This window comes from Nostoc sp. UIC 10890 (assembly GCF_054786515.1).
This window is the reverse complement of record NZ_JBSGKF010000001.1, coordinates 7,029,391-7,042,597: the sequence shown is the minus strand read 5'-3', so window position 1 is coordinate 7,042,597 and position 13,207 is coordinate 7,029,391. Positions and strand designations below refer to the sequence as shown.

The 13,207-nt window shown below is 43.0% G+C and carries 8 protein-coding genes and 1 pseudogene; 6 read left to right on the top strand and 3 right to left on the bottom strand.

Annotation, left to right across the window (positions count from 1 at the left end):
- The first annotated feature begins 301 nt into the window (after positions 1-301).
- The 5 genes from ACWATR_RS29185 to ACWATR_RS29165 all read left to right on the top strand — a co-directional run bounded on the left by ACWATR_RS29185 (position 302) and on the right by ACWATR_RS29165 (position 7,442).
- On the top strand, positions 302-682 hold the full coding sequence (locus ACWATR_RS29185) for a hypothetical protein (protein WP_460339756.1): 381 nt from the start codon (positions 302-304) through the stop codon (positions 680-682).
- A gap of 9 nt (positions 683-691) precedes the next feature.
- Positions 692-1,609 carry a hypothetical protein gene (locus tag ACWATR_RS29180; RefSeq protein ID WP_460339754.1) on the top strand — a complete coding sequence of 306 codons (918 nt, stop codon included), beginning with the start codon at positions 692-694 and terminating at the stop codon, positions 1,607-1,609.
- Positions 1,610-1,736: 127 nt separating this feature from the next.
- Positions 1,737-6,419, top strand: a complete 4,683-nt coding sequence (locus tag ACWATR_RS29175; protein WP_460339752.1) for a caspase family protein — start codon at positions 1,737-1,739, stop codon at positions 6,417-6,419.
- Positions 6,420-6,447: 28 nt separating this feature from the next.
- The gene (locus ACWATR_RS29170; RefSeq protein WP_460339750.1) at positions 6,448-7,011 is read left to right on the top strand and encodes a hypothetical protein; all 564 of its coding nucleotides are present in this window, start codon (positions 6,448-6,450) and stop codon (positions 7,009-7,011) included.
- Between the two features lie 53 nt (positions 7,012-7,064).
- Positions 7,065-7,442, top strand: a complete 378-nt coding sequence (locus ACWATR_RS29165; protein ID WP_460339748.1) for a DUF2358 domain-containing protein — start codon at positions 7,065-7,067, stop codon at positions 7,440-7,442.
- A gap of 75 nt (positions 7,443-7,517) precedes the next feature.
- On the opposite strand, the gene ACWATR_RS29160 is transcribed toward ACWATR_RS29165, so the two are convergent.
- The 3 genes and pseudogenes from ACWATR_RS29160 to ACWATR_RS29150 form a co-directional block, all read right to left on the bottom strand.
- Positions 7,518-9,092: a mechanosensitive ion channel family protein gene (locus ACWATR_RS29160; RefSeq protein WP_460339746.1), complete on the bottom strand. Its 1,575-nt coding sequence runs from the start codon at positions 9,090-9,092 to the stop codon at positions 7,518-7,520.
- 150 nt (positions 9,093-9,242) lie between these two features.
- Positions 9,243-9,482 (bottom strand): annotated as a pseudogene (locus ACWATR_RS29155) (IS110 family transposase); the annotation flags it as partial.
- Positions 9,483-10,097: 615 nt separating this feature from the next.
- Positions 10,098-10,787 (bottom strand): Uma2 family endonuclease, encoded by a 690-nt coding sequence (locus ACWATR_RS29150; protein WP_460339744.1) that lies wholly within the window; start codon positions 10,785-10,787, stop codon positions 10,098-10,100.
- Between the two features lie 698 nt (positions 10,788-11,485).
- Between ACWATR_RS29150 and bchB the strand changes: the two genes are divergently transcribed.
- A complete protein-coding gene (gene bchB, locus ACWATR_RS29145) occupies positions 11,486-13,012 on the top strand; it encodes a ferredoxin:protochlorophyllide reductase (ATP-dependent) subunit B (RefSeq protein ID WP_181930833.1) in 1,527 nt (508 codons plus the stop codon).
- Positions 13,013-13,207: the final 195 nt, after the last annotated feature.

Here is a 13,207-nt window from a genome sequence, read left to right as displayed (position 1 = left end):
TCGCTAATTTTAAACCTTACAACTCTTGCTATACAAGAGTTAAACTAGTTTTTAGAAGTTTTTCAAATTCGATAGTGATTTTACCTTGTTTCATACACTTAAGGTCGTAAACCTAATATTTTCAAATTGTAAATGTCGCTTATTCTATTTGATGCAGAAACTATCGTTTTAATCAACTTTACAAATTTAATAATGTTAGCAGAAGCTCCATCTATGCCCAAAAATTAATTATGTTAATCTATTTCAGTGTATTGTATATAAAATAATTAGCCATTAATCTTACATAATGAGGTTTTAAGTTGTGGTGTTTGAACCTGAAGATATTCTGGAGGGAACGCGTTTGATTCGTCCTTTTCTTCCAGAACTTTTAGGAGATGATGCGGTTCAAGTAGACCGACAATTATCTGAACTATTGGCACAAGCTAAAGCTGGACAGCAAGTCCATGACCAGATTTTTGAAATCCTCAAAAGTTACCCAGATACTGACGACTGGATGGCTGAGTTTCTCAGTGAAAAACCGATAACAAAAGGTTTTGACCCACTTCCAGGTAAAGGTCAACCAATATCTGCTTCAAAATATAGATGTCCTCAAGGGGATGATTATAGTTGGTATCGTCGCTCTGTCGGAACAGCTATACCAAACTGTCCTACTCATAATGTCCCGCTAATACCTGCTGATTAATTACAAAATATGCCAACCAAATTTTTGGAAAGTCTGGGTGGAAAGCTGGCAGAAAACTGGGCTGCGAACATACTAACACCAGCCTTTGTTTTCTGGATTGGGGGACTACTAGCTTGGGTGTGGCGTTTTGGTCGAAAACCTTTGGAAGACTGGCTTAAACAGCAACCAGAATCTTTACTGATTGTTGTCATGGTAAGTGGTTTGCTGATTATTGCTGTCTCAGGTTTTGTGGTTCAAAGGTTCGATTTATTTATTTTAAGATTTTTAGAAGGCTATTGGTCTGCTTGGTTGCAACCTTTACGACGCTGGATGATACAGCAAAAAAAGCGTCATTTGGCTAGAAAAGAATATCGTTGGCAAACTCTGGCTAATAAAAAAGATGAAGAAATAACTGATGAGGAATTAGAGGAATATGTAACGCTGGATGGACAACTTATACAGTTTCCATCTCAACCTAATAGGTTAATGCCTACAAAGTTAGGTAATATCCTCAGAGCCGCTGAAAGCCGCCCTTATGATAAATATGGCTTGGATGCTGTAATTTGTTGGTCTCGCCTCTGGCTACTATTACCGGATGGAGTGAAGAAAGAATTACAAGAAGCACGGTCAAATCTGAATACAGCAGCCCGTTTTTGGCTGTGGAGTTTGCTGTTTATCGTTTGGACTGTTTGGGCTTGGTGGGCTATCCCTGCTGGGTTAGTGGGGGCAATCTTTGCTTATTATTGGGCAGTTGATGCCGCAAGTATTTACTGTAGCTTATTGGAATCTGCGTTTGATTTGTATCGCTTAGAACTTTACAAATCTCTTCGTTGGCGAATACCTATTAATCCTAAGCAAGAACAAGAGTTAGGTCAGCAATTGACAACTTATTTATTACGAGGTTTAGATGGCGACAGACCAATATTTACGCCTCTAAAAGAAAAGTGACTCTCATGGGTAAATATTTAGTCAGGAATATTTACTCGATTCTTGCCTGTGAAAATACGATTAAAATCAAACAATAGCTAGAATTTTGAGAAATTTTCCCGAATTTTTATAAAAAGTCGCATATTAAATGAGTAGAGATGCTTTAGTTGTTGGCATTAATAAGTATAATTTTCCAGGAGCGTCAGCCTTACGATCGCCTGCTAACGATGCAGAAGCGATCGCCAAGCGACTCAGTGAAGCTGGAAATTTTCATGTCCAGCGATTCCCAGAATTCCTAGATCAGCGTGAAGATCATGCACCGCGCATCGCAAAGAATCAGGAAGTCAAGGTCGCAGACTTAGAGAAGGCTTTAGAGCAACTATTTGATCCTGAAGGTAAAAGCGTTCCAGATACAGCCCTCTTCTATTTTTCTGGGCATGGTCTTCGTAAAGGTCGGCGCAAAGAAGGTTTTCTAGCTACTAGTGATACCGATTGTGATGGGAACTGGGGACTGCGATTAAAGTGGCTGCGTGATTTATTGCAAGACAGCCCAGTACGGCAGCAGATTATCTTGTTGGACTGTTGTTACAGTGGGGAACTACTCAATTTTACAGAAGCTGATCCGGGCGATCGCGGAAATACACGCGATCGCTGTTTTATTGCTGCTTGCAGAGAATTTGAGCTAGCCAATGAAAATGTGCGTACAGCCAGTAGTGTACTCACTAGCGCGATTTTGCGCGGATTTGACTTGGCTGAACTATCTAACCAATGGGTCACCAACGAAACACTAGTAACATTCTTGCGGCAGGAATTAGAAACAGCACCCCAAAAATTCATCTCCAACAATTTGGGGTGTATTAATCTCTTTTTTAGGAAAGAAACAACGAATAAGCAAGCTGTTCAATCTGCGCCTGTACAAACTTCGAGTCCACCAAATCAGACGGATAAATTAGCAGAGCAATTACAGGCTTGGTTCACTGCCTTGCGCTATGGCTTTGAAAAGTATGAAATTAACAATGAAAATTATTTTGAGTGGATTATTAATGTCATTAACCCTGTAGAGAAAAAGGGGTATAACCGAGTTTTGGTGCGCGGCATTACAGGAGAAGCCGGAATGGCAGATGTTGCTGCCTTGCGACAGTCAGTAAATGCCCGAAAAACAGATATAGGTTGGCTAATCACCAATCGCCGTGTCAGTCGCGCTGCTAAAAATGAGGTGAACAAGCAAGAAAACCAGGATTTATTCTGCTACACCCTTGATGATCTGCTAGATCGAGATGCCGATTTTAGTGGCTACCTCAACTGGCTAGAAAATGAAATCAAGCAACGGGGAATTGACCGCACTTATGTACCCCTAGCTTGTACCAAAGAAGAATTTGATCCCATCTCAAAGCAGAAAATGGGCATGAGCCATTACGCTCAAGCTGATGGTTGGATTGATGGTTATGTTGAACGTTGGCTTGATGATCCTGCCAAAGAACACCTTTCTATTTTGGGTGAATTTGGCACTGGCAAAACCTGGTTTGGGTTGCATTATGCCTGGACTGCCCTGCAACGCTATCGGGATGCTCAACGCCGGGGAGTAGAACGCCCACGTCTACCATTAGTCATTCCTTTACGGGACTATGCCAAAGCAGTCAGTGTAGAATCGCTATTTTCGGAATTCTTTTTTCGCAAGCATGAAATCCCACTGCCTGGTTATTCTGCCTTTGAGCAACTCAACCGCATGGGTAAAGTGTTGTTGATTTTTGATGGCTTTGATGAAATGGCAGCTAGAGTCAATCGCCAAGAGATGATCAACAACTTCTGGGAACTAGCCAAAGTAGTAGTACCAGGGGCAAAGGTAATTCTCACCTGTCGCACCGAACATTTTCCAGAAGCCAAAGAAGGCAGGGCTTTGCTAAGTGCAGAGTTGCAAGCTTCTACAATTAACTTGCCTCTAGAGACACCGCGCTTTGAAGTGCTGGAATTAGAAAAATTTGATGACGAGCAAATTCGGCAGGTACTAGCGTTTCGTGCTGAACCAGAGACAGTAGAACAGATAATGAGTAATCCGACATTGCGGGATTTGGCACGTCGTCCCGTAATGACGGAACTGATTATAGAAGCTTTGCCAGAGATTGAGGCGGGCAAGCCAGTAGATATATCACGGGTATATTTATATGCTGTGCGGCACAAGATGGAGAGAGATATCAAAACCAACCGTACCTTTACCTCATTGGCAGATAAGCTCTATTTTTTGTGTGAGTTGTCCTGGGAAATGCTCTCAACAGACCAGATGAGCATGAACTACAAAGAATTTCCCGACCGGATTCGGCGTTTATTTCCTGCTGTAGTCCAAGAAGAAAAAGATTTAGACCACTGGCATTACGACATGATGGGGCAGACAATGCTAATTCGTAATGCCGAAGGAGACTACAGCCCTGCCCATCGTTCGTTATTGGAATTTTTTGCTGCCTATAAGCTGGTGGCAGAGTTAGGCGTTTTAGCTCCCGACTTCACAGAACTGGCTCAAGCACAGTCTCATTTAAATACTGTTCCACCACAAGATTACACTTGGTCAGAATACTTTCAACGACAGTGCGGGGAAGATAGGCAACCGCTCTCGATAGCACCGCTAAATTCATTCGCCAAAGCATCTTTAGAAAAATTATCTAATTATTTTGGTACGGCTCCGTTGGCAAAAGCTTTGCTAGATTTAGCTGTGCCAATGTTAGATGAGCAAGTATTTAAACAACGGTTGCTTGCACTAATTCAGTCAACCCGTGACCAAACCCAGACTCAGGTAGGTTATATAGGTGGCAACCTAGTGAAATTACTACTAGGAAGAAATCCTTATAGTCTGGAAAAATCTGATCTCAGTCATACTGTTATTACAAACGTAAACTTTGCTAATGCCAGCTTGCGGTGGATAAATTTGATGGGAGCGGATCTCACAAACTCGGTCTTTGCGCCAGTTCTGGGAGCGGTCTTGTCGGTGGCATTTAGTGCTGATGGCAAAAAATTGGTGATTGGAGATAGTAAGGGAACTGTACAGGTTTGGGAAGCATCCTCTGGCAGAGTCTTGTTGTTCCTTCAGGGGCATGAAAATGGGGTCAATTCAGTGGCGTTTTCCCCCGACGGTCAGCGGATTGTCAGTGGCAGTAATGACAAGACAGTACGGTTGTGGGATGTGAATGGTCAGCCCATTGGTCAACCCTTTGTCGGGCATGAAAATGGGGTCAATTCAGTGGCGTTTTCCCCCGACGGTCAGCGGATTGTCAGTGGCAGTAATGACAAGACAGTACGGTTGTGGGATGTGAATGGTCAGCCCATTGGTCAACCCTTTGTCGGGCATGAAAATGGGGTCAATTCAGTGGCGTTTTCCCCCGACGGTCAGCGGATTGTCAGTGGCAGTGATGACAAGACAGTACGGTTGTGGGATGTGAATGGTCAGCCCATTGGTCAACCCTTTGTCGGGCATGAAGGTTGGGTCAATTCAGTGGCGTTTTCCCCCGACGGTCAGCGGATTGTCAGTGGCAGTAATGACAAGACAGTACGGTTGTGGGATGTGAATGGTCAGCCCATTGGTCAACCCTTTGTCGGGCATGAAGGTTGGGTCAATTCAGTGGCGTTTTCCCCCGACGGTCAGCGGATTGTCAGTGGCAGTGATGACAAGACAGTACGGTTGTGGGATGTGAATGGTCAGCCCATTGGTCAACCCTTTGTCGGGCATGATTCTAGGGTCTATTCAGTGGCGTTTTCCCCCGACGGTCAGCGGATTGTCAGTGGCAGTGGTGACAAGACAGTACGGTTGTGGGATGTGAATGGTCAGCTCATTGGTCAACCCTTTGTCGGGTATGAAAATCTGGTTTTTGCAGTGGCATTTTCCCCCGACGGTCAGCGGATTGTCAGTGGTAGTTATGACAACACAGTACGGTTGTGGGATGTGAATGGTCAGCCTATTGGTCAACCCTTTGTCGGGCATGATTCTGCGGTCTATTCAGTGGCGTTTTCCCCCGATGGTCAGCGGATTGTCAGTGGCAGTCATGACAACACAGTACGGTTGTGGGATGTGAATGGTCAGCCCATTGGTCAACCCTTTGTCGGGCATGATTCTGCGGTCTATTCAGTGGCGTTTTCCTCCGACGGTCAGCGGATTGTCAGTGGCAGTCATGACAACACAGTACGGTTGTGGGATGTGAATGGTCAGCCTATTGGTCAACCCTTTGTCGGGCATGAAGATTGGGTAAGATCAGTGGCGTTTTCCCCTGACGGTCAGCGGATTGTCAGTGGCAGTGATGACAAGACAGTACGGTTGTGGGATGTGAATGGTCAGCCCATTGGTCAACCCTTTGTCGGGCATGAAAATCTGGTCTTTGCAGTGGCATTTTCCCCCGACGGTCAGCGGATTGTCAGTGGCAGTGGTGACAAGACAGTACGGTTGTGGGATGTGAATGGTCAGCTCATTGGTCAACCCTTTGTCGGGTATGAAAATCTGGTTTTTGCAGTGGCATTTTCCCCCGACGGTCAGCGGATTGTCAGTGGTAGTTATGACAAGATAGTACGGTTGTGGGATGTGAATGGTCAGCCCATTGGTCAACCCTTTGTCGGGCATGAAAATGAGGTCAATTCAGTGGCGTTTTCCCCCAACGGTCAGCGGATTGTCAGTGGCAGTGATGATGAAACCATCCGTATTTGGGATGCAACTACTGGGAACTGTCTGCGGGTAATTAGCTATAAATTTTGTGCAGGGCTGAATATCACAGGTGTAACAGGGCTAACGTCAGCACAGCGCATAGCATTAAAACTAATGGGAGCGATTGAATCAGCTGATGCACCTCTGCGCTAATCTAGAGGCTATATCTAAATAAAAGCTTATGACACCTGAAGAAATTGCGGGTACGCTCACAGAATTATTTGGTACATCGGCTGTTAGTTCTATTGCTCATGGATCGTGGCAAGTAGACACTTCTACTTTTCGGCTATTGGTGCTGCTTTCCGAAGATAATACTTGGCTGCGAATTTTACTACCTATTCTGCCCATTCAAGAAGCCCAACCATTTTTAGAACAGTTCCTAGAAGCCAACTTTGATGACACTCAAGAAGTACGTTACGCTTTGCATGAAGGGGGAATTTGGGGGGTATTTCAACATAACAGTAGCACTTTAGTTAGTGCAGATTTATCCAATGCAATCAACCGACTTGTATCTCTCTATCAGGCTGGATTAGATAATGTTTTTAATCGACTAATTGAAAGCCGCATCCGGCAAATTATTCAGGTAGCAAAACAGCAAGGACAATCTCTACAAGCTACTATGCAAAGCTTAGAACGCTTTTATGCAGAAGGAATGATGGGCGAAATAGACTCATCTGCAAAAGGGCGAGAAGAAGTCCTAACTGCTTGGCGGCGTCAGTTAGAACGTTTATGGAATGAGGGTTGATTTCAATTTTTCAGTTTTCCTATTAAAGCAATTTACAGATATATTTATCTATCATGGATATCATTGAAATCCTCAAAGAAGACTATCAAAGATTCCCAGTAAATCAAACTTACAGTATTTACGCTCCAGACGTTTATTTTCAAGACCCGCTGAATAAATTTCGTGGTGTTAAACGTTACAAAGAAATGATTAATTTTATCCAAACTTGGTTTCTAGATCCCAAGATGGACTTACAGAATATTCAACGTTTAGGAGACACAATAAAAACTGAGTGGACACTCAGTTGGAATACTCCTCTCCCCTGGAAGCCACGGATCTCTATTCCTGGTTGGAGTGAATTAGGACTTAACTCTGATGGTTTGATTGTCTCACACATCGATTATTGGAAATGTTCACGCCTAGATGTGGTAAAGCAGCATTTTTTCTCGTGAAAAAGTCCATGATTAAAATAATTTTAATAAAAGTTGGTGCATCTGATGATGCTCTTTTCTTTTAGAGTGATAGTATCAATTCTTAGAAAAACCGCAAATTTCAATTTCTTCTTGGCTAAAAGTATCCTTCAATATCTTGCGGAGAACACGCTGAATATGAAGATGTTTTCCAGGCTTGACTTTTGTCAGCGTCAGCAGCAATATATTATTCTCACCAAAGTGTTCTAGTCCAGCTACGCGGGTAGGTTCTAGAACATCCTGTTCATCTGCTTTTAACTGCTGTCCTACCTTCTCAACTACTCTATACACATGATCTAAATTGGAGTTATATGAAACGCTAACTTCCACCCTTGCATATATATACTGTTTAGAGAAATTGACAATTGATCCGATATCTCCATTACGAATAATCTGCAATTGACCATCAGGATGGCGAAGGTGAGTAGTTCGCAGTTCAATCGCCTCTACAATCCCCTCAACACTTCTCTCTTCCATTTTCCCGGCTTCGACATAATCACCAACCAAATAATAGTTTTCAAACAAAATCAAAAATCCACAAACAACATCATTAATCAGGTTTTGCGCCCCAAGACCAACTGCTATACCCACAATTCCCGCACCTGCTAAGATAGGGGCAGGATCAATGCCAATCAGCCTGAGTATAGTAACTCCGGCAGTGAAGTAGATGAAATATTTGGCAAAACTCCGTATTAAGGGAATCAGCGTCAGCCGTTTCTGTTGCTGTGAATCATTTAAATCTGTAGTTTTTAAGTAGAATTCATCCAGGATAAAGTAAACGACTTCAATCAAAACATTGCTAATAAAATAAACCCCAATAATCTGCACAATTCTAGGGGTATAAGCATTTATCCAAGCGATGGGTTCTATTTCTGGAACAACAAGATTTACTATGCCAACATAGAGGACGTATTCCAAACATTTTTTGGAGAGGGGAATTAAGTTGCGTAAACGCTCATATAAACGTAGTAGATCGTTAGAACTAGAGTATTTAAGGCTCAGTGCATCGAGAGTATCAACAATGGTAGCAACAGCTTTAATAATGAGTAAACCAATTGTGATTATAATGTATATTTTTAAAGCTATGTAAAGATATTTGGGAACAACTTCTGGGATATAGAGAAATTTAGCACATAGAATAACAGAAGATATCCACAAAGTATGAATAATGATTCTTTTTAAGACTTTAAAAAAAGCCTCAATACTCTCATCGTTAGCTTTTATTTGATCGGCTTGCTTGGCGTAATCGCAGACCCAATCTATACCCCGCTTTAACGGTGGGATGCTAAATTTAACTAGCAATAGCAAACTCACACTTTTTAAGCTTGCCGTAAAAATATTGATCCAAAATTGGGTAGGAAGACTGCGAATTAGATTAAGTTGAAATTCCTGAATGTTTCCACGTCGATAAATCACCATCCCATTCAAGCCAACCAGCGCCAGACACATAATCACACAAATTAAAATTAAAATTTTACTGATGCTGCGGCGCAGAAAATCGATATTTGCAGCTTTTCCTTGAAGCCATGAAACTTTAGTAACTTGGTTTAAGCTTACGCCAATTAGCCAGTTAAACAGCAAGAAAATAGTTATTAAAAATATGACTTCACCCAGGATAATTAGTATATTCATTTTGTGAGTATCAGTTGGTTTATTTGATGATTTGGGTTTTCAGATGACTAAACGCAGTCCCAGAAGTGTCACTGCTGTTGGTTGCTTGGGATTTAAGTCTTGGCGTTGCTGAATCAAAATATAAATCAGGCGATCGCTACAATGAGACTTGTACCGTGTTAATTCTTGCTGGAGGACAAATAAATGTTCACGGCGGTAATCACCAGTTAAAGATGCAGCAATATCTGCTGTGCTGCTTTTGATATGTGGGTCTTTGAAGGATGCTAAAATTTGTGGGTCTTGTTCACCAGCAACGATTGCTTTTATAATCTTCATTCCGGTCAAACCAGTCACATCGCTGATGACTTTGTGGAGATGTAAATTCATCTGGATAAGCGCCTTTTGCATCCGTTATTGGGTGTACCATGCCTGGGTGGGCAAATAAATCTAGTCTCCTAAACGGGATAGTAGCTTCAACTACTTCACCAATATTATTGCCAACGACACCCAGAACCAGACCCACATTCGGACGAATAATGCACCAGTGTAATCACGGCTTTTACTGTCATGGTACTTTTTTAGTGTATAAGTTATTGACCCTAAACCTCTTGTTAACTGTGTTTCTTTCATTTATTTCGGGCGTGTAATCGCGCCCTTTGGGCGCTCATATCTTGCACCTAGTAGTCTGCCAACCCAAAAATGCGCTTGTGAGGACTCTTAATTGGGGAAAGGGAAAAGGGTAAGGGATTTAAACCCTTTCCCCCTGCCCCTTATCCCCACTTCGTGGGAGTCCCACCTTCCCCCTTCCCTTTTACCCCGCCAAGTTTCCTTGGCGAATTACTAGCCCTAGTGATTAGAAATCGCGGCTATACAAACGTTCGCCTTTGGCGTTCCCGTTCGCGTAGCGTCTCCATCAGGAGAAGGTTAGTTCGTGTAGGCGGTAAGGTCAAATCAATGTTTTCAACCCGCGCAGGCGGGTTTTGGCTGTGTAGCCGCGACTTCTAGTCGCCTGGTGCAAGATATAAGTTAATCACTACCTAATTTCTTGATAAAATCTCCATGTTCAGCAGACTGCAAACCTACTTGTAAAACCTTCAAGACACCCTGAATATTACCTGCTAATAACTCTGTCGCCGCTAACCACAACCCTGGAAATACCCGACTTCGCAAAACGCCTTCATTATCAGGTATTAATTCCAAATATTCACCTTGTTCCAGAGAAAACCAAGTCAATTTTTGGTCTAAAACTTGCCAAACAATATATTCTTTGACACCGTTGCGACGATAAGCCTGTTTTTTGCCATGAAGATCGATAGCCGCACTACTAGCAGCAATTTCCACAACTAACTCTGGAGCACCTTCAATATAATCATCTTCACTCAGCCGCGTTTGACCACCTGCTTCCGGTTCAATCAACAGAACAGCATCGGGTTGAGGTTCGTTATCTAAGTCTAAGCGGACGGTAGGTTCAACTCCCAACGCTACACCAGAAGTCGCAGCTTCGTAAGTACCAAGCCATGTCAAAATCCAACCATGCGGTTGACCGTGACTTCGGAAACGCAGAGCAGCTGGCATAATATAGACAATCCCTTCGGTTAATTCAGCTTTTTTCAGGTTAGGGTTGGCATTATAGCGACGCTCAAATTCATAGCGGGTAAGTTTGTCGCCATTTTCCAAAGGAGGAATTGTCCAAAGCTGAGAGGGTGTTTTCACCATAATTGTTGTGAAAATGAGCTTGTGTACATCTTAGCGAATTAGGTAAAAACGCAACTGACTAAGGAATCAGGGACTTCTGACCTCTCTCCTAAAAGGCTACGGTGTACACACATCTTTGCTATAAAACCAAAATTGTTGTAGATCCCCCTAAATCCCCCTTAAAAAGGGGGACTTTGAGAGCTTTTTGCCCCCCTTTTTAAGGGGGGTTGGGGGGATCAAAAGGCTGTGGCGCAACTCTAGAAGACTTGTGTATACACCGTAGCCTAAAAGGAGATAGGCTTTGAATCTTACTCCCCAACGCTAGCAGGGAAGGGGCTGGGGGTTAGGTCTAGTTTCCCGAAATATTAAGATTTTTTTACAAAAATAACAGGTAATTTTGTTGAAATTGATAGCTGTGTCCCAAGCAGTAAATAGGTTTCAGCTATATCGCCTCTCCTAAAACCCGCAACAAACCTTATTTTTTTTCCGCCAGTAGGTTTGAGAAAATCAGAAACGATTTAATAATCAACCACTTATAAGTAAATGGGCTGAATTATAGATAATACCTCTCTCCAAACCTCTCCCCTTCTTGACCAACGACACGCTGTGCGATGCCTACGGCGGTAAACTACGCATCGAAGGGGTTGATGGTGAAGTCCATCTTATATTTTTTTACGCCCACTTACTTAGTTATTTGAGTTGAAAAGGGAGACACAAACATGAAATTAGCTTACTGGATGTATGCTGGCCCAGCCCACATCGGCACTCTGCGAATCGCTAGTTCTTTTAAAAATGTTCATGCGATCATGCACGCCCCCATTGGCGATGACTATTTTAACGTCATGCGCTCTATGCTATCGCGGGAGAGGGATTTTACTCCGGTGACAACCAGTGTCGTCGATCGCAACGTTTTAGCACGCGGCTCCCAAGAGAAGGTGGTAGATAACATCGTCCGCAAGGATGCCGAGGAACACCCAGATTTAATTGTGTTAACTCCCACCTGCACCTCTAGCATTTTGCAAGAGGATCTGCATAACTTTGTCGAACGGGCGCAGTTGGAAGCGAAAGGAGACGTAATGCTGGCGGATGTAAACCACTACCGCTACAACGAACTGCAAGCCGCCGATCGCACTTTGGATCAAATTGTCCAATACTACATTGAAAAAGCTCGGAAGCGGGGCGAATTACCAGAAGGCAAAACAGCAAAGCCCTCAGTTAACATTATCGGTACTACCACCCTCGGTTTCCACAATAATCACGACTGCACCGAATTGAAACGGCTGATGGCTGATTTAGGAATTGAGGTAAATACCTTAATTCCTGAAGGTGCTTCGGTGAATGACTTGAAAAAGATGTCCCAAGCCTGGTTTAACCTGGTGCCTTACCGTGAACTCGGTTTGACCACCGCCCGTTACCTGGAAGAACAATTTGGCACACCTTATATAGACATTACGCCAATGGGTGTAGTGGAAACTGCCCGTTGTATTCGCAAGATTCAGCAGGTAATTAATGCTCAAGGTGCAGAAGTTGACTACGAAAACTTCATCAATGAGCAAACCCTCCATGTCTCTCAGGCTGCTTGGTTCTCCCGTTCGATTGACTGTCAAAACTTGACTGGCAAAAAAGCTGTGGTCTTTGGTGACAATACCCACGCCGCCGCCATTACCAAGATTCTGGTGCGAGAAATGGGGATTCATGTTGTTTGGGCTGGTACTTACTGTAAATATGATGCTGATTGGTTCCGCGAACAGGTGAGCGAGTATTGCGATGAAGTGCTAATTTCCGAAGATCATGGTGCAATTGGGGATGCGATCGCTCGTGTCGAACCTTCTGCCATTTTCGGCACTCAAATGGAACGCCACGTTGGTAAGCGTTTGGATATTCCCTGCGGCGTAATTGCTGCACCAATCCACGTGCAAAACTTCCCCATTGGTTACAAACCATTTATGGGTTACGAAGGCACGAATCAGATTACAGATTTGATCTACAATTCCTTCACTTTGGGAATGGAAGATCACCTATTAGAAATCTTCGGTGGTCATGATACCAAAGAAGTTATTACTAGAGGAATTTCTGCTGATTCTGATTTGAATTGGACAAAAGATGGTCAAGCAGAATTGAATAAGATTCCGGGATTTGTTCGTGGGAAAGTGAAGCGTAATACTGAGAAATTTGCCCGCGATCGCGGTTTCAAAGAAATCAACGCTGAGGTGTTGTACGCCGCGAAGGAAGCTGTCGGAGCGTAGATTAGCGGTTAATCGAGAAGATTGAGGGGTGAGGAGTTATGTATACTCTTTACCCCATTTTTTTGCTTTAGTGATAAAAATTAAATTATGAGATATTACAGATTTAATATTAATTTTTATATATTTTTCTCAATAACTATTTAAAATAACTAAATTAAATATGAATAGCTAATCCCGCCTCTTTACCATAATTTC

Excerpts from the sequence above, each read along its gene's own strand:
- ACWATR_RS29180 (WP_460339754.1), top strand. The coding sequence starts at position 692 with ATGCCAACCAAATTTTTGGAAAGTCTGGGTGGAAAGCTGGCAGAAAAC.
- ACWATR_RS29175 (WP_460339752.1), top strand. The coding sequence starts at position 1,737 with ATGAGTAGAGATGCTTTAGTTGTTGGCATTAATAAGTATAATTTTCCA.
- ACWATR_RS29170 (WP_460339750.1), top strand. The coding sequence starts at position 6,448 with ATGACACCTGAAGAAATTGCGGGTACGCTCACAGAATTATTTGGTACA.
- ACWATR_RS29165 (WP_460339748.1), top strand. The coding sequence starts at position 7,065 with ATGGATATCATTGAAATCCTCAAAGAAGACTATCAAAGATTCCCAGTA.
- ACWATR_RS29160 (WP_460339746.1), bottom strand. The coding sequence starts at position 9,092 with ATGAATATACTAATTATCCTGGGTGAAGTCATATTTTTAATAACTATT.
- ACWATR_RS29150 (WP_460339744.1), bottom strand. The coding sequence starts at position 10,787 with ATGGTGAAAACACCCTCTCAGCTTTGGACAATTCCTCCTTTGGAAAAT.
- bchB (WP_181930833.1), top strand. The coding sequence starts at position 11,486 with ATGAAATTAGCTTACTGGATGTATGCTGGCCCAGCCCACATCGGCACT.